The 22307-nt window shown below is 47.2% G+C and carries 20 protein-coding genes; 11 read left to right on the top strand and 9 right to left on the bottom strand.

Annotation, left to right across the window (positions count from 1 at the left end):
* From KO518_RS20000 to purF, 7 genes are all read left to right on the top strand, one after another.
* Positions 1 to 825: FimV/HubP family polar landmark protein (locus KO518_RS20000; RefSeq protein ID WP_305855278.1), on the top strand; the 825-nt coding region annotated here is incomplete at its 5' end.
* A gap of 76 nt (positions 826 to 901) precedes the next feature.
* Positions 902 to 1693: a tRNA pseudouridine(38-40) synthase TruA gene (gene truA, locus KO518_RS16005; protein ID WP_216026786.1), complete on the top strand. Its 792-nt coding sequence runs from the start codon at positions 902 to 904 to the stop codon at positions 1691 to 1693.
* Positions 1694 to 1867: 174 nt separating this feature from the next.
* Positions 1868 to 2713: an acetyl-CoA carboxylase, carboxyltransferase subunit beta gene (gene accD, locus KO518_RS16000; RefSeq protein ID WP_216026785.1), complete on the top strand. Its 846-nt coding sequence runs from the start codon at positions 1868 to 1870 to the stop codon at positions 2711 to 2713.
* Positions 2714 to 4006 (top strand): bifunctional tetrahydrofolate synthase/dihydrofolate synthase, encoded by a 1293-nt coding sequence (folC, locus tag KO518_RS15995; protein WP_216026784.1) that lies wholly within the window; start codon positions 2714 to 2716, stop codon positions 4004 to 4006.
* Positions 4003 to 4605, top strand: a complete 603-nt coding sequence (locus KO518_RS15990; RefSeq protein ID WP_216026783.1) for an SPOR domain-containing protein — start codon at positions 4003 to 4005, stop codon at positions 4603 to 4605. The genes folC and KO518_RS15990 overlap by 4 nt, the downstream gene beginning before the upstream one ends.
* Positions 4606 to 4805: 200 nt before the next feature.
* The gene (locus KO518_RS15985; RefSeq protein ID WP_216026782.1) at positions 4806 to 5294 is read left to right on the top strand and encodes a CvpA family protein; all 489 of its coding nucleotides are present in this window, start codon (positions 4806 to 4808) and stop codon (positions 5292 to 5294) included.
* Positions 5295 to 5308: 14 nt separating this feature from the next.
* Positions 5309 to 6832: an amidophosphoribosyltransferase gene (gene purF / locus KO518_RS15980; protein WP_216026781.1), complete on the top strand. Its 1524-nt coding sequence runs from the start codon at positions 5309 to 5311 to the stop codon at positions 6830 to 6832.
* Between the two features lie 88 nt (positions 6833 to 6920).
* Here the strand turns inward: purF and KO518_RS15975 are convergent, their stop codons facing one another.
* Complete coding sequence (locus KO518_RS15975; RefSeq protein ID WP_216026780.1) at positions 6921 to 7520, bottom strand: Yip1 family protein; 600 nt, start codon at positions 7518 to 7520, stop codon at positions 6921 to 6923.
* Positions 7521 to 7929: 409 nt separating this feature from the next.
* On the opposite strand from KO518_RS15975, the gene miaE reads away from it, so the two are divergent.
* From miaE to KO518_RS15960, 3 genes are read left to right on the top strand one after another with little or no spacing between them, the layout of a single operon-like run.
* Positions 7930 to 8685, top strand: coding sequence for a tRNA isopentenyl-2-thiomethyl-A-37 hydroxylase MiaE (gene miaE / locus KO518_RS15970; protein ID WP_216026779.1), 756 nt, complete (start codon positions 7930 to 7932; stop codon positions 8683 to 8685).
* A 12-nt stretch (positions 8686 to 8697) separates the two neighbouring features.
* The gene (locus KO518_RS15965; RefSeq protein WP_216026778.1) at positions 8698 to 9735 is read left to right on the top strand and encodes a hypothetical protein; all 1038 of its coding nucleotides are present in this window, start codon (positions 8698 to 8700) and stop codon (positions 9733 to 9735) included.
* Positions 9725 to 11617, top strand: coding sequence for a DUF3857 domain-containing protein (locus KO518_RS15960; protein WP_216026777.1), 1893 nt, complete (start codon positions 9725 to 9727; stop codon positions 11615 to 11617). Before KO518_RS15965 ends, KO518_RS15960 begins: the two co-directional genes overlap by 11 nt.
* Before the next feature lie 81 nt (positions 11618 to 11698).
* Here KO518_RS15960 and KO518_RS15955 read toward each other — a convergent pair whose 3' ends face one another.
* The 7 genes from KO518_RS15955 to KO518_RS15925 all read right to left on the bottom strand — a co-directional run bounded on the left by KO518_RS15955 (position 11699) and on the right by KO518_RS15925 (position 20155).
* On the bottom strand, positions 11699 to 13435 hold the full coding sequence (locus tag KO518_RS15955; protein WP_216026776.1) for a flotillin family protein: 1737 nt from the start codon (positions 13433 to 13435) through the stop codon (positions 11699 to 11701).
* Between the two features lie 26 nt (positions 13436 to 13461).
* Positions 13462 to 14088, bottom strand: coding sequence for an OB-fold-containig protein (locus KO518_RS15950; protein WP_216026775.1), 627 nt, complete (start codon positions 14086 to 14088; stop codon positions 13462 to 13464).
* 98 nt (positions 14089 to 14186) lie between these two features.
* On the bottom strand, positions 14187 to 14936 hold the full coding sequence (locus KO518_RS15945) for a hypothetical protein (RefSeq protein WP_216026774.1): 750 nt from the start codon (positions 14934 to 14936) through the stop codon (positions 14187 to 14189).
* A 61-nt stretch (positions 14937 to 14997) separates the two neighbouring features.
* Positions 14998 to 16914: an alkaline phosphatase gene (locus tag KO518_RS15940; protein ID WP_216026773.1), complete on the bottom strand. Its 1917-nt coding sequence runs from the start codon at positions 16912 to 16914 to the stop codon at positions 14998 to 15000.
* 13 nt (positions 16915 to 16927) lie between these two features.
* Positions 16928 to 18511, bottom strand: coding sequence for an alkaline phosphatase (locus tag KO518_RS15935; RefSeq protein WP_216026772.1), 1584 nt, complete (start codon positions 18509 to 18511; stop codon positions 16928 to 16930).
* Positions 18512 to 18875: 364 nt separating this feature from the next.
* Positions 18876 to 19610: a UDP-2,3-diacylglucosamine diphosphatase gene (gene lpxH, locus KO518_RS15930; protein ID WP_216026771.1), complete on the bottom strand. Its 735-nt coding sequence runs from the start codon at positions 19608 to 19610 to the stop codon at positions 18876 to 18878.
* Positions 19611 to 19660: 50 nt separating this feature from the next.
* Entirely contained in the window at positions 19661 to 20155 is a 495-nt protein-coding gene (locus tag KO518_RS15925; protein ID WP_216026770.1) for a peptidylprolyl isomerase, read from the bottom strand.
* Positions 20156 to 20326: 171 nt separating this feature from the next.
* Between KO518_RS15925 and cysS the strand changes: the two genes are divergently transcribed.
* Positions 20327 to 21706 (top strand): cysteine--tRNA ligase, encoded by a 1380-nt coding sequence (cysS, locus tag KO518_RS15920; protein WP_216026769.1) that lies wholly within the window; start codon positions 20327 to 20329, stop codon positions 21704 to 21706.
* A gap of 49 nt (positions 21707 to 21755) precedes the next feature.
* Here cysS and KO518_RS15915 read toward each other — a convergent pair whose 3' ends face one another.
* Positions 21756 to 22223 carry an isoprenylcysteine carboxylmethyltransferase family protein gene (locus KO518_RS15915; protein WP_216026768.1) on the bottom strand — a complete coding sequence of 156 codons (468 nt, stop codon included), beginning with the start codon at positions 22221 to 22223 and terminating at the stop codon, positions 21756 to 21758.
* Positions 22224 to 22307 lie beyond the last annotated feature (84 nt).

The raw sequence follows: 22307 nt of genomic DNA, 5'->3' as shown, positions 1-22307 counted from the left end.
GCAGAAGCAGAAGCAGAAGCCGCTATTGATGCGTCACAAAGTGATCCCCTTGACGATGCACTGGCAGAATTCGACAAGCAACTGATGGAAGATATTCCCTCTTTTGCCAATATGAATGACGCGCCAGAGCCGGTTTCCACCTTTGACGATAGTATGTTAAAAGAGGTGGAAAATTTTAGTCTTGAGCCGGAAGTTGACGGTGAGCTTCCGGCGGAGAATAACGCATCAAAAACCTTTGACGAGCTCGAAGACCTGCCTGGTCTTGACGATTGGTTATCGGAGGACAACAGCGATGACCACGCTTTGCTGGATGAACTGGAGCAAGCTGACTTTGACGATTTGCTCGGCAAACTTGACGACGGTGAAAGCAGCGGAGCGTTGAGTGAACCTGATATGTCATTTGGCAATCCTGATTTAGACCTCGCAGCACTGCTAACTGACCCTGAAGAAGCTAAAACGACTGGGCGAGAAACGGTATCTGAAGACGAGACCGGCCTTGATGCTGACGACGGTGACAGCGAAGAGTATCTGGATGTGGAAACCTTGATGGATGACGGTGGCGACGATGGTTATGTCGCTGACGACAATACGCCTCTTGATTTAGATGTGAGCCTGTCGGAATTTTCCGGTGTAAGTGACGATGAAGATGTTATTGATATCGACAAAGACGCTGGGCAAAGTGCAAACCTGGATCTGGCCAGAGTTTACATAGAAATGGACGACCACGGTGCCGCGAAGGAATTGCTTGAGGAAGTCATTGAAAAGGGCAGTGATGATCAGAAAGAAGAAGCAACGGCGTTGTTGAATCAACTTCAGGCAACGTGAATCCTGCTGTGGTTCTTGCATCTGACCGGGTGGCTGACTACACTTAGCCGATTTTTAGCAACAGGTGTAGGAAGTCATGGCAAGAATTGCCTTAGGCATAGAATACGACGGTTCGACCCATTTTGGTTGGCAACGTCAACGAAACGTGCCAAGCATTCAGGGCTATCTTGAAAATGCTCTGTCTGTGGTGGCGAATAAACCAATAGGTGTTCAATGCGCCGGGCGCACAGATGCTGGTGTTCACGCCACGGGGCAGGTGGTACATTTCGATTTTGACGATGAACGTCCTGAACGGGCATGGACAATGGGTGTAAACGCGAATCTACCTGATTCCGTTGCTGTTACCTGGTGTAAAACCGTAGACGATAACTTCCATGCGCGATTTTCTGCCACTCACAGGCGCTACCGATACATTATTAAAAACACGCGTTTGCGACCTGCAATTCTCTGTGGTGGGGTAACACATATTTATCAACCCTTGGATGAAAAGCGTATGCACGAAGCTGCCCAGGCGCTGCTGGGAGAGCAGGATTTCACGTCGTTTCGCGCAGCCTTATGCCAGTCGAAAACCCCCTTTCGCAACGTTACTCACGTGTCTGTAAGCCGGATGGGCGATTTTGTCATTGTTGATATTCGTGCCAATGCATTTTTGCATCATATGGTGCGAAATATTGTAGGGTCGCTGATAGAAATTGGTGCCGGAGAGCAGCCGGTGAGCTGGATAGCGGAGCTTCTTTTATTGAAGGACCGGACAAAGGCTGCGGCGACGGCGAAACCCAACGGACTTTATTTGGTTGATGTCACCTATCCGCAAGCGATGGGAATCCCCCAAAGTACCTTGGGACCGCTTTTTCTGCCTGATAATTAACCGCTCGGGTACAGTGTGATTCATTCTTTTAATATGTTAACTTCTTAGACCAGTTTTATTTTACGGAATCCCGGGTATTGTGGTCTAATACAGGGCTAATTTGCGTTCATTTAACACCGTGCACAAATAAACATCAATCAAGCATGGTTACCGATTAAAAGGATTCTCCTTAACATGAGCTGGATTCAAAAAATTCTTCCAAAAACCCAAACTTCCACGAAAGGCAATGTTCCGGAGGGGATTTGGACGAAGTGTTCCCAATGTCAGGCTGTGCTGTACAAGCAGGAGTTGGACAAACTCCTTGAAGTATGTCCAAAGTGTGGTAATCACATGCGTATTAATGCGAGAAAGCGAATTGATGCCTTTCTCGATGCTGGTGACAGAAAAGAATTGGGCAGTGATCTGGAACCACAGGACATTCTCAAATTTAAAGACTCCAAGCGCTACAAAGACAGAATTTCTGCCGCACAAAAGAGCACAAACGAAAAAGACGCACTCATCGTGATGCAAGGCAAGCTCAAAGGTATGCCAGTAGTTGTTGCCAGTTTTGAATTTGCATTTATGGGCGGCTCTATGGCATCGGTGGTTGGCGCGCGTTTTGTTGCTGCAGTGAATGCGTGTCTAGAGCACAAGATGCCGTTGGTCTGTTTTTCTGCTTCTGGGGGGGCGAGAATGCAGGAAGCATTAATGTCGCTGATGCAGATGGCGAAAACATCCGCCGCGCTGGCGAAAATGAGCGAAAAAGGCCTGCCTTACATTTCTGTACTCACTGATCCCACTATGGGAGGGGTATCTGCAAGTTTGGCAATGTTGGGCGATATTAATGTAGCGGAACCCAAAGCACTCATTGGTTTTGCCGGTCCCCGCGTGATTGAGCAAACGGTTCGCGAAACTCTTCCTGAAGGTTTCCAACGCAGTGAATTTCTGCTGGAAAAAGGGGCTATAGATATGATTGTTGACCGTCGCGAGATGCGTGATAAATTACACGGTCTGTTGGAAAAGCTACATCGACCAAATTAAGTGAACACACCTTCATATCAAACCGCTGCACCGAGCTCAAAGTCACTGGCGCAGTGGTTGTCTTATTTAGAATCTATTCATCCTACTCATATTGATTTGGGGCTTGCCCGGGTCAAACATGTGGCTGATGTCCTTGCCCTGAATTTCACGCAGCAAACTGTCATTACCGTTGCCGGTACCAATGGCAAGGGCACGACATGCCGTTTTATCGAACAGGCTTTGCTGGCGCAGGGCAAGACGACGGGTGTGTATGCCTCTCCTCATCTTCTCGATTATCGCGAGCGCATTCGAATTAACGGCGAAATGAAAGATGAGCAATACTATTGTGCGGCGTTTGAGAAAATAGAAAAAGCCCGGGGTGACACCACACTTACTTATTTCGAATTTGGCACACTGGCTGCTATGGTCATGATGGCTGAAGCCAGTGTTGAGTTTGTTATCTTGGAAGTTGGGCTTGGCGGCAGGCTTGATGCGACAAATATTATCGACCCGGACCTGGCGGTGATCACCACAATCGGTTTGGATCACATGGATTGGTTGGGCGACACCAGGGAAAAAATTGCCTTGGAGAAAGCGGGTATCATGCGCCAAAATGGCAGCGCGGTTATCGGTGAATTAGCGCCGCCTGATACACTGTCAGCTTATGTTGTGGAGCATAGCGTAGATACATGGTGGGCCAATAGCGAATTTGCTTATCAGTGCGAAAATGCTACCTGGCAATGGACGTGTCCTGATATGTCACTGGGAGATTTGCCGTTGCCTCGTATTCCTGTACAAAACGCGGCAACGGCTTTGGCTGTACTGAAACGCCTCGATTTACTGCCTTCAGAAACTATGTTGCACACATTACTAGAACAGGTCTCGGTAGCAGGAAGACGTCAAACTATTGCTTCGTCACCCGATGTGTTGCTTGATGTGGCCCACAATCCGCAAGCCTGTGCACTTATGAGAACGTGGGCTGAAACAGGGTTGTTGGGAAACCTTCACCTAGTCGTGGGCATGCTGGCTGACAAGTCCTTGTCCGAAACCCTGGCACAATTGTCCGATATTAATGCAAAGTGGTATGTTGCGAGTACAGAAGGGCAGCGCGGTTTACATGCTGATTCACTGGTGAAATATGTTCCGCAAGGGCAGCAGCAGGTAGAAACGTTTCCCTCTGTAACCGATGCGTATCTGGCAGCGCGTGAAAAGGCCGATACGAATGACCGCATTTTAGTATTTGGTTCTTTTCTTACTGTTACAGATGTATTAGCGTATCATCGGGACGACGTATCCAATAGGAGTGAACAGTGACCTCGGCGTTGCATAACCGACTGGTCGGAACCGTAATAGTGGTTGCACTGGCCGTCATTTTTCTGCCCGATTTTCTCGACAGAAAAAAAGAATCGAACAAAGACACTTTTGTTAGTGTGCCGGCGACACCGGCGAAAAAGCCAATTGTCGACCCTGAACCTTTTCCAGGCCAGCGAACGGCATCAATGACCCAAAGACCACTGCAAGTAGTGGATGAGCCAGTGGTTGACGATGAACAAGCCGTGCCGAAAGCTGATGTTACTGCCAGTGATAATCAAGAAAATAAACAAGACACAGAAGCAGGCGATGATCTGGCAAGACAAACGGTAATTCCAGCTCCACAGTCAGAACCAGAAGATGCGGGGTGGGTCGTGCAGCTAGGCAGTTTCCGTCATCAAAAAAACGTCAAACAGCTATTACAAAAACTAGAAGCTGCAGGATATCGTGCTTTTAGCAGACCTATTGAAACCCGCTCAGGTCCTTTGACGAAAGTGTTCGTAGGCCCCGATTTGGACAAAGTAAAGCTGCAAAAGGCTGTTCCCCATCTGCAGGAAATTACCGGTTTGAAAGGCAAGGTAACTACGTTCAGGGTAGAATAATTCTGGCATTAAACTAACTTAAATAGCATGTGCCTGCATCACGGTGTCAACTTATCGTGACCGGGTCACCTTTGGGATTGTGTTTGCAACACATTACAGATTGGTAATCTCAAGGGCTTCTGATAGAATGCGCGCCAACTCGCAGGAAGGCGTTACCAGAGTACGAGTGCGCGCGAACCACATACGGATTTTTACGATTGATGAACTGGGTCGACTTTTCCATTCTTGGTATAATCGTGGTCTCCACGTTAATCAGCCTCATGCGTGGCTTTGTAAAAGAAGCTATTTCTTTGGTGGTCTGGTTTGGTGCACTGTTTATTGCCAGTGAATTTCACGCCGATCTCGCGGTGTACTTTACGCAAATCAGTGACGAGGTACTGCGAAATGGCGCTGCCATTGTTGTTTTGTTTGTGATTACACTGGTACTTGGCGGTATGTTTAATCACGTGGTTGGACAATTAGTTCAGGCTTCTGGACTATCCAGTACTGACCGTGCGCTGGGTGCAATTTTTGGGAGTTTACGGGGTGTACTCATAGTCAGTGCCCTGCTGTTTTTCATGGACACATTTACAGAAGCAGCAAATTCAGCCTGGTGGAATCAGTCGCTGCTTATTCCCGAATTTGGTGTGATCATAGAGTGGTTTTTCACCTTTGTGAAAGACAGCTCCAGTTTTATAAAACCCGCTTGATATAGGTAACGCTAATGTGTGGTATTGTCGGAATTGTTGGTAAAACACCTGTCGCCCAGTCACTTTACGACGGACTTACAGTGTTACAGCACCGCGGTCAGGACGCTGCTGGGATAATAACGATTGACCAAAATCGCTTTAATCTTAGAAAGGGAAATGGCTTGGTGCGGGATGTGTTCCACACACGTCATATGAAGAGACTGACGGGCGCTATGGGAATTGGGCATTGTCGCTATCCAACAGCGGGAACCTCCAGCTCAGCAGAAGCTCAGCCGTTCTACGTTAATTCGCCCTTCGGTATTTCCTTTGCGCACAACGGTAATCTTACTAACTCACATGAATTACAGGATGAAGTGTTTCGAATTGCTCGTCGTCACATTAATACGTCCTCTGATTCTGAGCTGTTGTTGAATATTTTGGCTCATGAATTACAGCAATGTACTGATTTGACGGTAACTGCGAAAGACATTTTCAAAGTTGTCACCACGGTGCACGAGAAGATTCGAGGTGCTTATGCGGTAGTTGCTGCTATCATCGGTCAGGGATTAGTTGCATTTAGAGACCCACACGGCATTCGCCCGTTAGCTTTGGGTAAGCGCATTACTGAGATGGGCGAAGAATACATGGTGGCCTCAGAAAGTGTGGCATTGGATGCAGTAGGGTTTACCTTTATACGCGATGTAGCACCGGGAGAAGCCGTTTATATTACCGAGGCAGGCGAGTTACACACCCAGCAGTGTGCAGCCCAGCCAACCACGTCGCCGTGTATTTTTGAATTTGTTTATTTTGCTCGACCCGATTCGTTCATAGATGGCATTTCTGTTTACGCGTCCAGGGTTAATATGGGTCGTAAGTTAGGTGAGAAGATAGCCCGTGAATGGTCAGATTTAGACATTGACGTGGTTATCCCTATTCCCGAAACGTCCATGGACGTGGCGTTGCAAATTGCAAATACATTGGAATTGCCATATCGTCAGGGCTTTGTGAAAAACCGTTACATTGGACGGACATTTATTATGCCTGGGCAGACTATGCGTAAACAGTCTGTGAGACGGAAACTCAATGCCATCTCGTCGGAGTTTAAAGGCAAAAACGTGCTTCTTGTAGACGATTCCATCGTTCGCGGCACCACGTCTGGTCAAATTATCGAGATGGCCAGGGAATCGGGAGCGAAAAAAGTATATTTTGCTTCGGCTGCGCCAGAGATTCGTTTTCCCAATGTTTATGGTATTGATATGCCATCTGCCAATGAATTGATTGCCTATGGGCGTGAGATAGATCAAATTGCCGAACTCATTCAAGCTGACGGTTTGATTTTTCAAGATATCGACGACCTCGTCATGGCTGTACGGGAAGAAAATCCTGATATTCAGCGTTTTGAGACGTCAGTATTTGACGGAAACTATATTACTGCTGATGTTGACCAAGCCTACCTTGAACGCATTGATATTGCGAGGGGAGAAGCGGCAAAGAGTGCACCAGTGGTTCAGGCTGAACTATCGAACCTAGAAATGCACAACATGGATTCTGATCTCTGAACCAGTGATGTTATTGGTTCTTTTTTCCATATAAAAAGCCGCTCGTAAGAGCGGCTTTTGCTTTCGGATATGGAATGAAATGTGTGATTTAATGAACGTATACAGGGCCGAAGCCCATACTCCACATAATCACGGTGCTAGCCATTAAAATGGCCAATAACACCAGTCCGCACGTCACTACAGAACTGGCATATATGAAACCTTTCCCATCGGGTATGTGCATCATGATGGGCGTACCGGAGTACAGCAAATAAACAGAGTAAGACAGGCCGACCAGACCTATGAGCATGACAAACCATAGTTCAGGGTACAAACCTGCAACCCCGGTCATAAACAGCGGCGTTGCTGTATAGGCCGCCAGGTCGAGAGATTGAGTGAAATTAGGCTTTGCATCAAACGCATTAGCCAGTTCGTGAATCATATAAGACAGTACAAGTACACCGGCGATAAGGCCGAAGTACATACCTACACCTAACATTGCTGCGCTTTGATCAGTTAATTTAATTAGATCGCCTGCACCGATACTCCATCCAATGTGGGCCCCGGAATAATAAGTAACGATGGCTGGAATAAGGGCAATAATAGCAATGTGGCTCAGGGGGTAAAAATAGCTCTCATGCCTTTTATCAATATCCTGCCACTCTTCACGGGGATGAGTATAAATGCCGAGCAAGTGATTCAAAATCATACTTTCACCTTTATTCCTAATGACTACAATGTATTTTTAAATACCGCTTTTGTTATCAATTGTTTTAATTTTTAACATTTTCTTTACATTGAGTTTGTATGATGTTCAATGCTACGTCAATACAAAATTGATTAATAATTGCTCATATTGGTTGAGCGTTACCCAACGTTATGAATGTATTGAAGAATATTTACACAAAAAAGTTGTTGATAATTGATATGAGACGGCTAATAGATATGTTTTTGGCTTGATACTGAGGTATTGTTTTGCTTTTGTGCCACATGGGTTTCGTTGAGATGTAGCCGGAACTTCTGAAATCCAACCTCAGAATGAACTGTGTTATGATGGTGGTTTAACCAAGCGCTTTCTTCTCAGAGAAAGCGAAGTAACGTGTAGCTGAGTAACAGAGTTGGAAACATTATTAGCCCCTATTTTTGATTTTCTGGGTTGTGAAACGCCGGACGAATGGTTGCAGGAAGCCGTTAAAAAAGACAACCTGCCGGTTGTACTGTTAGATCACTTGGTGTGTGAGTTGAAGGCTGCCCAGTCTGCTATGTACCTTATCCGCAAGTACGCAGTTGACAAAGAAAGTGGCGACGCACTGTTGGCTTGGCTGAAGCCATTCGAAGATTTTACCTACAGAAAGGTCGGTGATTGGCGCGAACTCGCAAATCACCAAAAACTGAACAAATCTATGCTTCCCAGATCGGGTACGCCTTATGGGCAGGATTTAATCGACAAAATGGTGCTACTGATAAAAGAGGAATTACATCACTTTTATCAAGTATTAGAGATAATGGATATGTTTGGTATCGCTTACGAATCCATAGGTTCAAGTCGTTATGCCCGTGGCATGTTGCGCGAAGTTCGTACATATGAGCCAGAAGCATTGATTGACAAGTTGATATGCGGGGCTTTTATAGAAGCCCGTTCTTGTGAACGTTTTGCCAAATTGGCGCCTCACGTCGACAAGCGCCTGGGGGATTTTTACATTTCTCTGCTTCGTTCTGAGGCCAGGCATTACCAAGATTATTTAACTCTGGCAGGTGACATAGCCGGTGAGGATATTTCTCAACGTGTGCAGTATTTCTGCCGTGTTGAAGAAAATCTGATCTTATCACCCGATGACGATTTTAAATTTCACAGTGGGATCCCCTGTAACTAAAGGACTGGTTGTATGTCATCACCAGAAGAGACGGTAACGGCACCGTCGCGGTCTGCTATCCTCGAAAGTTTGCTGGCGTTGAGTACTGTCAGTATTTCTATCTCCGTTTGGTTCGCTTTTGCCGCCCGTGATATCAAACGTATTACTGGGCAGTCACTCACGCCTTTTCTGTGGTTTTTTGTTCCCTTATTTGCATTAGTCCAGCCCGTGGCTTTTCCACTTTTCTTTTCGAAACTGCGCGTTGCAGAGCAAAAAGTTAACCTTTCTGGATGGACGAGAGCACAGGAATACGCGTGGATGTTCCTCACCTTTGGTGTGGGGATGTACTTCATCGCGGTGGAGTTCATTGCTACCACTTTGGCTATCAACTTGTTTGTCTTTGTTATTTACATTTTACTGTACTTCCCTTTGTATCGGCGGTTGAACTCATTGCGTTCAAAGTTCAAACATCATAGCGCCATGTATCGTGCGTCGGGTTACAACGTTCCAGAATGGATTATCGTTACCGTGCTTTTACCGGTGATGGTTATCGTGTATGGCTACTTTATATGGCAAAGCCTAGATAGAGTTCTGGCCGAAAAAGTGCCGACGGGTGCAGTAGTCCATGACATCGACAACCGTTTTTCTCTGACGTTGACACAGTCAGACTGGGTGATTACGGACATTGGTACTCAGTCTGATGGCAGCGCGATTTTTGAATTAGATGGGCCATTAGACGACATGTGGTATAGCGTGTTTTATTACGATAGCGGCGACCATGAATTTAACGATATTGCCCAGTCAAGGCTGGAAGAGTTTACTGGCGCATTGATTGAACCTAGCTGTGAATCTCATACTTCTTTTTATCAGCAAACCTTGTTTTTACGGGCTGACATAGTGTGTGAAAGTAAGCAAGGGCTCGACGCAGAAGTTTATCTTGCAACTGTGATAGAGGGAGAGAATTCGCTGATAGAGGTAACGGGTTACCTGGCAATTACTACCATTGAACTTGACGACTATAAAAAGGCCTTCGTTAACGATGCACAGGGGCTTGTCAATCATGATCAATAAGCGCTTAGTTTGGGTTGCTTTGGTTTTTTATGGGTTACACGCCCATGTGTGTGCAATGCAACAGGATCCGTCTTTGGTAAACGATGCAATTGCGAGAATGGCTGCCCTGAAAACGAAGCCCGATTCGTTAACCAGTTTGCTGACCAAAACAGACATCCATGTTGGTCGAGATAAAGTCGTCACCACGGTAACGGATATCTGGTATTACCCCACTAAAACTCTGGTACAAGATAGCGGATACGAATCGATTTACTTTCGCCAGGGATTTGAGTTGCTAGAGGTCGTTTCTGCAGCATCAGTGTCTCCGGCAGGTGCTGTGCGGTGGGCCGAAGACAAACACGTAAAGATACTCGACACTGACGCATACAATTCTTTCTCCGACACCAAGCAAGTGGTGGTGTCTTACCCGGGGTTGGAAGAGGGCGGCGTCACCGTGATCAAGTATACAGTGGAAGAATCTCTCGCGGCGTTGGAAGGTGTCTGGTCATATATTAGTTACCCCCAGCGTCACGCGGATTTTCTTTCGTATCACTTTAGTATTTCATGGGAGGATGCCTCACCTGTATATCACAGTGTAAACAGTGAGTTTGTGCATTGTGACCAGGATAATCGGCGGGTTGTATGTACGGGTGAAAATATTCCACCGGTACACACTGATGATGTGGTGGAATGGGACGATGAGCTGGGTAGTGTCACGGTCAGTACCATTAACTCATGGGACAGGGTTCGCCAAGTCATCGCTAAAGGTTTCAAGCAGGCTCAAACCTCGGTGCCTGACATTCGACAACAGGTTGTGCAGCTTACAAAATATGACGAGACGATAGAACAAAAAATTGCCTCGGTATTTAGTTTCGTTGCCCAGGATATTCGGTATGTGTCTATGTCCGAAGCCGATCACGCCTATGTTCCTCACAGCGCAGCAAGTACGTTGGCTGAGCGCTATGGTGATTGCAAAGACAAAACCAGCCTTCTCATTGCGATGCTCAGTGAGTTGGGGATAACAGCGGAACCGGTATTGGTGAATACTGACAGGATGAGCGTAGAAAATGTGCTACTCCCTGCAGTTACGTTATTTGATCATGTTGTTGCGTGTTTCGCCTTAGATGGGAGTCAATATTGCCTTGACCCAACAGATGTGAGTACCGCCTGGGAGCAGGTATCAGATTGGATCCAAAATAAAGTGTCTTTACCGTTGTATAGTGATAGTTCACTGACTAACCTGCATGCCGACACATACCGTTACAAGCTTACCGTTACTTCGACCATTACTCTAACGGAAGACGGTGGGCAGCGTGAAGACCAAATTGTAGAGTACGGCGGTGAGTACGAATCTGAAATCAGAGATAGCTTGCTCGGTAAAAGCGAAGACGAACGTGAAGAGTGGGGAATCGAACTCTATGAAGATGTAGTGGGCAGCGGTGATGAGACAAGCGTTGTGTTCACGGGTTCAGACCAGCTATCTGCTGGGCTATCATCACAAACGCAAAGTGTGTTTCCATCCTATTTCGACCCTTCCCAGGAGATTGATTTGCAGGAGATTGATGCTTGGATCAGCTATGAGTTGGGCACTATCGATAATAATAACAGTGAATACGCGCACTTTTTTCCCGGTAGTAAGGTTGTAACAACCTATTCCTTTCAATGGCCTGCAGCGTGGGATATTAACCTGTATCCCGGCTCATTGAACTTGCAACACGAATTAGGACATTACACCCGTTCTGTCAGTCGTGGCGAAGTTGTTGATGGCATGGCATCAATGATTGTGGTTAGTGAAATGGCTATACCGGCCGGTTGGATATCTGCAAAACAGAACAAAATGTTACAACAATTGGTAGCGAAGTTTAAAGCTCAAACACCAATGTTTATAGGCAGAAAGAAGTAGGACGATACAGCAAAAAAGCAGCGCCAGTGCGCTGCTTTTTATTTACTTTATGTTCTGTTAAAAGGGGAATACTCAAGGGAGCTACTGATCTTTCCCTGGGCTAGGCGGGTTTTGCGTCTCGCTGTCTACGGATGTTGGGGTGAGTAAATCGCTTTGTCCTTTCACCAGGTCGGACAAGGTACCGGATTGCTTATCTACTAATCCCACTTCGCGAAGTAATGCATCAACAACCGGTGCGTTTGCGCGATAATTCAGTGCAGCCTGAGTTACCTGATCGGCCATGCTACCATTTCCGCTACTTATTGTACCGTCGGCAGAAGACAGATTGCCCGTGCCGTAGCCCTGTAGAATTTTAATTCCATCAATATTTTCCAGCGGTTTTACTGCATTGGCAATAATTTCTGGCAATACCTTGAGTATGGCCATGGATTTTTGCAAATCAATTTGCTCATTTTTTAGTGTGTTTTCCGCATCATAAAGCGCTTGTTTACCGGCGGCCTCAACGGCCAGTACTTTTTCATCGGCCTCAGCCTGCAGCATTTTGGCATCTGCAGTGGCTTTGGCTTCTGTGAGAATCGCTTCTGCAGCATTTTCCGCCGCTTCTCTTTTCGCTTGTGCTTCGACAGTGATCCCCACCGCTTCCCGCTCTGCTTCTTTGCGAGCGTCAATAACTTCGATTTCCATGCGACGTTTCGCATCTGCAACCTGTCTTGCAGTCGTCACCGCTTCTTCTTTCTCTACTTTGGTTTTCTCAGCTTCTGCAGCTTTGGCTCGGGCAGCAGACTCTTCTTCAGATTTTGTCGCAACGGCAATTTGTTTAATCTGTTCTGCAACTTCAATCTCTTGTTGCTGAAGAATTCGAGCTTGTTCTAAGGCCTTTCGCTTGGCGATTTCTTGTGTTTCTAGTTCTCTGGATTTTTCAATTTCCGCAGTTTCAATGGCCCGTTCTTTGGCAATAGCGGCTTCACGCTCTTCCTGCTCTTTTTGTTCCCGTTGTTTTGCAATCTCAGCTTTTTGTTCCTGACGTTTAAATTGTAAAACTTGCTCTTGTGTCAGACGGGCTTCTTCTTCTTCACGTCTGATGTTGAGGGATTCTTTCTCTGCGTCGAGGTTGCGGGTTTCGATTTTTATGCGGTTTTCTTGCTGAATGTCGTTGGTTTCTTTGCGCTTCTCCTCGATAATTTTAGCAAGTCTGGCGCGGCCCTCTGCGTCAAACGCGTTATTTTCGTTGAAGAATTCCAGGTCCGTCTGGTCAAAGCCCGTCAAACTGACTGATTCCAATTCCAGGCCGTTTTTCTCTAAGTCGTTTGCTACACTTTGCTGTACCTTTTGAACAAAGTCAGCCCGTTGTTCATGCATTTCCGTCATGGTCATTTCCGCTGCCACCGCGCGCAGAACATCAACAAATTTCGATTCCATGAGCTTCTTGACTTCTTCTGCTCGGGTGGTTCTGGTACCCAGGGTTTGTGCTGCCATTGATATACCGCTTTCATTTGGCGCAACCCGCAGATAGAAATCGGCTTTTACATCTACGCGCATGCGATCTTTGGTGATCAGTGCGTCTTTCTGGGTTTTTTCCACCTCAATACGAAGGGTATTCATATTTACCGGAATGATTTCATGCACCACAGGAAGGACAATTGCACCTCCATCCTTAATGACTTTTTCGCCCCCAAGCCCTGTTCTCACAAACGCGGTTTCCTTCGTGGCCCGTTTGTACAGTTTTGCGAATATCAAACCAATAGTCATGAGCGCAATCACCACAATTGCGGCAATAATTAGCACTACTGGCAGGTTATTATTTGTATAAGTTTCCATATCACTACTTCCTTTTTACTGCAGATTTACACGTAGCGTGTGGCGAGCCAGCTATGTTGTGTTTTCTTCACAAGGATAACCTTGTCGCCAGTGTTAAACGTATCGTGTGGTTCAAAGGGTTCAACCAGTACGTAATGCGGTTGAGCATGGTGGTCGGTAAATTTTGCCTCGGCGGGGCTACCCGATCTGGCGATGCCAATGGTAATTACGGCTACAGAGCCCGCAAATTCATCAGCCTTTAAAGCGGATGAATCATTTTTCGGAAGAAGCCTGGCCAGCAGCCCTCCTAACCTGCCAGTAAGGGGCAGAGCGGCAATCATCGCCAGCGGGACACCCAACACAGGGGGAATGAAACCGTCAGACACATAACTCGTATATGCCATATTAAAACCAATACCGGTAATACCAAATATGGTTAAAAACAGGATAAACCAAACCATAACCGGTAATTTGTTTAATGCTAACCAGTTCGTTAATGCAGATAGGCCTGTTAGCACTTCTGGATCGGTGTCGACTTCGGGGAGATCATCGAAAATGCCAAGAAAACTGGTGCCAAAAAGCAGGCCCGCGGCTTCTAATAAGAAAAGTAGCACTACAATGCAAAGTGCTGAGGTAAAAAGAAAGTTGGCATCATTGAGTAAGAAAACAGACATACGTTCACCGTCCGTGATGAAGAATCAGCCTAAGGTTTATACCACAACCCTAATCAATTGCAATCTGTAGGCCTGCTTCCTGTACTGATAAATTGTAATTAATGGCTGTGGCCAGACCCCTCGATCGCTGTGCCGTTGACATCGTAAAAGCCTGATGCAGCGGGTTCGATAAAACCCTGATGTACCATGTTCGTTAAGAATGGATCGGTATGGTCATCGCCGATATCAGCAAAATCTGTGCTTTGAAAATCAGCGCGTTTGGTGAAAAAAGCACGGATAGCAGGTTGGTCATGAGCTAATTGCTGCAGTGACCAGCGTACTTCACGGTGGTTTTTGCCAACGGTCATAGCCTTGAGTAACTTCATGGCTGGCAGCCAAACCACGGAAACAGAGTCATTACCGATATTACCACTGTAATATTCTTCCAAGGCGCAGCCCTCTCCCTCGGTACGCGTTTTTTCCAGCGACGCTAAAAAACCAGGTTTTATTAACTGGTAGCGATAGGGCCAATTGTTGTCTGTGTGACCGTGAATGGTTTCACCAGGTTGATATTCTATAGCCCGTTCATGGGCGTCGAAAAAACGCGTTGCTTTAACACGTTGATTCACGTGTTCCCACATCTGGGTAATCTGTTGTTGCGCGTATTGGTGAGCAACCACATTGGGCTTTCTCCACAATGTGAGAGAGCGTTTGAGTACCTTGTCTGCGCGCTGTTCGGATATTACAAAGTCTGCTTTCATCCATTGTTGTTGTTCAACACATTGCGAGGGGATCTTGTTATCGGCTTGTTGGGCCGTAGCGCTGAATGTGCCGGAAAGTGTAATAAGTAGCAGAAGTATTTTTCTCATTAGTTGGTGCCTTGTTTTAGAACAAGGGCGCGCAGATGCGCGCCCATACAGCTTGGTATGATTACTCTATTGCCGCTTCGGCCTCTCCGATGAGGTCACCTGCGAAGTCCATAACATGGAAAATGACGCTTTGCTCGTTGGTGCTGTTAACGAGAAACGCTCCGGGTCCTTTTGCGTAAATACCCACGTCTTCACCAGAATGGGTTTCAGAAGACAGCGGGATCAACGCTTCTTGGTGGTACCCCGGTGTAGTGGTGTCTACGTCGCTAAGATCCTTGCGTCCGGCGTCAACGGCGTAACCGTAGCCTTCATCAGCGTCAGTTTCGTCACCCAGGTCACGGAAGCCTAAACCGTTCATGTAGCCAACAGTGGTGTATGGCATACCGTCCGCTGCCGAAGCGGGTTCATCAGCTCCCACATTTACCACTTTGCCCAAAATGGGGTTACCCCGTTTCGGATAACCGGCAATGGTGAAAACGTGACCGTGGTCGGCGGTAACAATAATGAGGGTATCGTCATCATTGGTGAGCTCATCGGCAACGGCAACGGCTTCTGACAACGCGATGGTGTCAGTTAATGCTCCGTAAGCGTTGCCCGCATGGTGGGCATGGTCAATGCGTCCAGATTCAACCATCAGGAAGAAACCGTCGTCGTTGTTGTCGAGGATTTTAATTGCGGTTTCAGTCATCTCGCTGATGGAAGGCTCACCGGCAATATCATTGCTGCGATCAGCTTCGTATTGCATATGAGACTCGTTAAATAAACCAAATACGCGTTCTGTGGTTTCTGTGTTTAACCCGTCAAAGCCAGATTGATCGTAGATGTATCTGCCATTGGGATACAGGCTTGTCCATTCCGCCGTCAGGTCGCGATTGTCAGTGCGGTCACCTTCAACGCTGCTTGATGCATCCGGACTGTTAAACGCAGCATCTTTTGGCAAAAAGTGACGGCGACCGCCGCCCATTATCACTTCGATGCCATCTACGTCTGCGCCGTCAAAACGGGCTTCCATATCTGCTTCAAAGCTAATTAACTGTGATGCAATGTCGGTGCAGCCAGCGTCAACGGCATCGGCAGGCATATCTGAGATATCTTCCCAATTGCGGTCAGCTGATTTGGCATAGGTCGCTGCAGGTGTGGCATGGGTAATTCGGGCAGTAGAAATAATACCGGTGGATTTACCCGCCAGTTCAGCCAGTTCCAATGCGGTGACAAGCTCACTGCCAGCTACAGTGCTGCAGTCTCCACGTTCGATGTTCTCATCAACACCAATTACGCCAACATCTGTTTTTACGCCACTCATCATTGCTGTCATGGTGCCAGCAGAATCTGGCGTTTGGGCATCGACGTTGTAGGTTTTTGAAAGTCCTGCAAACGGGAAACGATCGAAGCTAAGTTGATTTTCTTCACCACTTTCGCCGTTCATTTGTCCTTCAAGAATCCGAGCCGCCGTGACGGTAGATACGCCCATACCATCGCCAACGAAGAGAATTACGTTTTTGGCTTTGCCCTTTAATGAAGCTACTGCCGCTTCAACTGAAGCGTGTTTAGTTACTCCACTTTGTGAAGTTGTGCTTTGTACGTCATTTGTGGAAGCTGTGCCGGTGGCACGTAACCAGGTGTTTTTGGCAGTTTCGATTTCTGCTTGACCCGATACAAAGTAGTCGTTGTTAAGACTGGTGAGCAGTTGATCCGTGGAAACAGAAGTTTCGGCGGGTACGCAGACATAACTGGTCGCAGTGATCTCTGAATCCGCCAAGGTGTCGTCACTGTCTGTATCGAGTCCTGAGTCGATGCGCACGCCACTATTGGGGCAGTTGGCATCGCCCATCGCCAGTTCTGTTTGTACGGTAAGGCTGTTTAGACCGTTGTTGCCATTTTGACCTGCTGCGCCATCTTCGCCGTCGTCGCCGTCAAGAGAACACGCGGTCAGGCCCGCCAAGGCCAGTGCTATAAGGCTATATTTAAATACTTTCATGATGTCCTCTTTATTATTCTTCAATCAGTCCTAAAGACTGGTTAATCAGGTGGAATACAACACTTTGCTCAATGACACCTTGAATAAGCTGACTACCTGGTCCCATGCCATGCAGCGCGATATCTTCACCCGAATGCGTTTCAGACGACAGTGGGATCAGGGCTTCCTGGTGATAGCCTGCTGCGGTGGTGTCAACGGCAGATAAGTCCATGCGACCGGCGTTGACGTCTTCTGCATACACAGCGTCTGAGTCGGTCTCTGTGCCCAAGTCGGCGAAACCAATACCATTCATGTAGCCAACGGTAGTGTAGGGCATGCCGTCAGCAGCTTCAGCGGCATCATCTGCGCCGACATTAACCACCTTGCCAAGAATGGGGTTACCGCGTTTGGGATAACCAGCAATGGTAAATACGTGACCGTGATCAGCGGTAACCAGGATCAGGGTTTCTGAAGGGTCTGTGGCATCGATTGCAGCCTGAATAGCCGCTTCAAACGCCAAGGTGTCGGACAGAGCACCGGAGGCATTGCCCGCGTGGTGCGCGTGGTCGATACGTCCCGATTCTACCATCAGGAAATAGCCTTTCTCGTTGTTGTCGAGAATATCAATGGCTTTATCTGTCATTTCCGCAATAGATGGTTCACCGGCTACATCGTTTTCGCGATCGGCATCATACTGCATGTGAGATTCATTGAACAAACCCAGCAAACGAGTTGTTGAAGCTGCATCAATTGCCTCAAAGCCTGCTTTGTCTGTCACGTAGACGCCATCGTCGTACATTGCCTGCCATTCGGCTGTAAGGTCGCGCTCGTCAGTGCGGTCACCTTCCACTTCACTCACTGCATCGTTGCTGTTAAAAGCAGCATCTTTAGGCAAAAAGTGACGGCGGCCACCGCCCATTGCTACATCAATGCCATCCACATCGATACCTGAGTAGCGTGCTTCGAGGAATTGTTCAAAATGTACTAATTGGTCAGCGATATCTACACAACCTGCGGCGATCGCTTCTTCTGGCATATCTGAGATATCTTCCCAGTTGCGATCAGCCGACTTAGCGTAAGTGGCTGCTGGTGTGGCGTGAGTAATACGCGCCGTTGATACAACACCGGTAGACAGGCCTTTAATTTCAGCGAGTTCCAGTGCAGTAATAACTTCGTTGCCTGCGACCGTGGCACATTCTCCACGCTCTATGTCAGCGTCAACACCAATAACACCCACATCTGTTTTTAACCCCGACATCATCGCTGTCATGGTACCTGCAGAGTCGGGCGTTTGTGCATCGACGTTGTACGTTTTAACCAGCGCTGTACCTGGAAACGCTTCCCAGGCCAGGTAACCTTCCTCTCCAGGATGACCGGCCAGTTGCCCTTTTCGGATCCGTGACGCAGTCAGGGTAGAAATTCCCATACCATCGCCAACGAAAAGGATCACGTTTTTCGCCTTGAAATTGTTTGTCGTTTCAAGCTTAGAAGCAATTTTGGTTTGTGCGTCTGTGAACCAGGGGCTTTCGCTCTGATGTGCAGGTAAAACATCGGCCTGCAAACCAGAAGAAACCGCCAATGCCAGTGCACTGACAGAAGCTTTCCAGTTAAATTTCATTTCAGATATTCCTAATTTTGTTGTCATTATCGGCGTTGATGTAAAGTTCAGCCGGTAGCCATCAGGTTGGGCGAGGGGCCAGAAGGGGTGTGTGGACCTTCTGTTCCAGATGTCAGTAGCAGACGTCCCTAGCCTGGGTCAGAACGTAGCCTAGGAGAGCTCTGTGACAGTATGGTTAACGATAAATGAATGATTTATGGCGAAAGGATGACAGATTTATATTGATTTGTTATAACATAACGCTCTGATTAATATGAATATACTGGTTTTTTTGCCAATTGAACATGATGCGGAACGATAGCTTCATTTTCGACGCAGTATTATCGCGTTTGTATTAATTGAACAATCAACTAACCGCCCAGGACTAATTTCTTTTCGCAAAATCCCGGCGCTCAAGGGTGATACTCTGAGCACTGACTTTGAGAATTGAACCCTGATCGTACCAGTCGCCGAGAACGATCCGCGTTGCCGGTTCGCCGTTTACGTTTAGGGTATGAATATTCGGACGATGTGTATGACCGTGGATCAGCTGCTTCACCTGATACTTTGCCATTACTCGTTCTACTTCCTCTGGTGTGACATCCATTATATCAGGTCTGAGGCCTTGTTGATTCAGCTTACTCTTTTTACGGCCATTTTCTGCAACTCGCCGGCGATACCACAGAGGCAGTGCGAGCATCAGGCGCGGCCACCACCATCCCCGGCTTTTTTTTCTGAATTTTTGATAAGCCACGTCTTTAGTGCACAATTCGTCGCCATGGGTGATGAGTGTCGGTGTGCCGTACAGCGAAATGACTTCTTGCTCGTTTAACAATGTCATACCGGCTTTTGTCGCCCAGCCCTTGCGAATGGCAAAGTCACGATTTCCGTGAATAAAATACACAGGGGTATGTAAACTGACCTGCTTAAACGCGGCGGCTATTTGCTCATTAAAAGGTGTGACATTGTCATCGCCAATCCATACCTCAAATAGATCGCCTAACACGTAAAGAGCCTCGGCTTGAGGCGCATCCCGCTGTAAGAATGTCAGTAAACAAGCGGTGATATCCGGGCGGTCATCGCTGAGGTGTAAATCGGCAATAAAATAGGTAAACGACATGGTGTTGTACAACAATTGGAGGGTGGCGAGATACCACCCTTATGCAGCGATTATTCTGCAATAACCGCAGATTCGATGATTACTGGCTCTTCTGGCACGTCTTGGTGGAAGCCGCTAGTACCGGTTTTAACGTTTTTGATTTTTTCTACGACGTCCATACCTTCTGACACTTTGCCGAATACACAATAGCCCCAACCGTTAACTGATTCACTGGAGAAGTTCAGAAAATCGTTGTCTTTTATGTTGATAAAAAACTGTGCAGTAGCAGAATGAGGATCGTTCGTACGCGCCATTGCAATGGTGCCTGCGTCATTAGCAACACCATTGTTGGCTTCATTCGCGATAGGTGCGTTAGTGGCTTTCTGTTCCATATCGGCAGTAAAACCGCCACCCTGGATCATAAAACCGTCAATTACGCGGTGAAAAATTGTGTTGTCGTAGAAGCCTTCCTTTACGTAATTGAGGAAATTCTCAACGGTAGCTGGTGCTTTGTCAGCGAAGAGTTCGAGGGTGATATCCCCAAAGTTGGTTTTTAAGGTAACCATGTTGCGCCCCTTATTTAATATCTACGGCGTTTAAAAGTGGGCTAATGGTAGCTGATTTCAACGTTAAGTGAAATTATTCGCTGATAAAACACGGCAAAACCTGTGCGGCGAGGGCCGGTAGTGCTACACTTTCGCCCGAATTTACTTATACATAGAAGACAGAGGAAGACCATGCTACACCTATACAATACCCGCACTCGTGAAAAAGCGCCTTTCGTTCCGCTCAAGGAAGGAAAAGTGGGGCTTTATGTGTGTGGTATTACGGTGTACGACCTCAGTCACATGGGCCATGCCAGAACCTACCTCAGTTTTGATTTACTGGTGCGCTACCTGCGTCATTTACAGTTCGATGTGACCTACGTGCGAAACATCACCGATGTCGACGACAAAATCATAGCCCGCGCCAACGAAAATGGTGAAAGTGTACAGGCATTGACTGAACGTACCATCGCTATGATGCACGAAGATTTCGCTGCGATAAATTTGCTGGCGCCAGATATTGAACCCAGAGTCACTACTCACATGCCTGAAATTATTAGCGTTATCGAAACGCTAATTACCAAAGGGTTTGCTTACGTTGCCGAAAGTGGCGATGTGCTGTTTGATGTAAGCCAGTTTCCTGATTACGGTAAGTTGAGCAAGCAAAATTTGGAACAATTGCAAGCTGGTGCACGGGTTGAAGTGGCGGCGGGTAAAGACGACCCTTTAGACTTTGTATTATGGAAAAAAGCCAAAGCCGGCGAGCCAAGCTGGGCGTCTCCCTGGGGCGAAGGGCGGCCCGGGTGGCATATTGAATGTTCGGCAATGAATCACAAGCACCTGGGAGCCCATTTTGATATTCACGGTGGTGGCTCTGATTTGACGTTTCCTCACCATGAAAATGAAGTGGCCCAATCGTGCTGTGCGTTTGATTCGCCTTATGTTAATACCTGGATGCACACAGGTATGGTGCAGGTAGACAACGAGAAAATGTCCAAGTCGCTGGGTAACTTCTTTACGTTAAGAGATGTGTTAAAGGAGCATGATGGAGAATCCTTGCGTTTCTTTTTGATGTCTGCCCATTATCGCAGTCAGCTGAGCTATTCGCTTGACAATATTACCCAGGCTAAAGCGGCGCTGGAAAGACTGTACACGGCACTTAGAGATGTTACGCCTGACGAGAGTACGCCGCTGAATTACGGTGGGTACTTGGCTAAATTTGAAGCCGCAATGAACGATGATCTCAATGTACCAGAGGCAGTGTCGGTATTATTTGAAGTCGCTCGAGACATAAATAAACAAAAAATGGATACCCAGGAAGCCGCTAGACTTGCGTCCGTTTTAAAAGGGTTGGGAGCTATCTTAGGTGTGTTGCAAGCTGAGCCTCAAGCGTGGTTGCAAGGTGGTGGTAGTGAAGATGAAACGGCACATATCGAAGCTCTGATCAAACAGCGAAATGATGCCAGGGCTAATAGAGATTGGGCTGCAGCTGATGCTGCCAGAGATGCACTTACTGCGTTAGGTGTGGTATTGGAAGATGGCGCACAAGGTACTACGTGGCGCCGGAGTTAGGCGTTACCGCAAGCACACCGGCTGAATGAACGGTGTGCTTGCGGTACTGTTATTTGTATCGACCCAACCAGCGCCGGGTTTGACGGCGATAAAGAACGTAGTCTTCGCCAAATTTTTCTTTCATGTGTCTTTCTTCAGGCACAATTTGGAATCGTGTTAGGTACCCCGTCAATAGCGGCGCGAAACACAAGCCTGCAAAACTGCTACATATCAGTGCTACGCCTATTTGGATAAACAGCAAACCGAGATACATGGGGTTTCTGCTGACTTTAAATATTCCTTCGATAACCAGCGATGATGCTTTGTGAGGCTGACGTGGATCTACAGAGGTTGCAGCCGAGCGAAAGGTCTGAACAGCGGCTAGCCCGGTCATCGTTCCAGCTATAACGAATGCAATACCGGGAAACAGGGTGTGAATTGGAAACCATTCGCCGAAATACAGTCGATCGACAACCGCTATCACAACACCAAGTAGTAATATCACCACGGGCGGGATTTTTAATTCCAATTGCTTCATTTTGGTTCACCGCCGGTGATTCAAGGCCATCATCTATTGGCGTGGCCGAAACGACCTGTACTTTCCGTTAATTCTGGGCCCATA

The organism is Aestuariibacter sp. A3R04 (genome assembly GCF_018860805.1).
Taxonomy (GTDB): Bacteria; Pseudomonadota; Gammaproteobacteria; order Enterobacterales; family Alteromonadaceae; genus Alteromonas.
The sequence above is the reverse complement of the archived record's forward strand: the minus strand, read 5'-3'. Positions and strand labels throughout refer to the sequence as shown.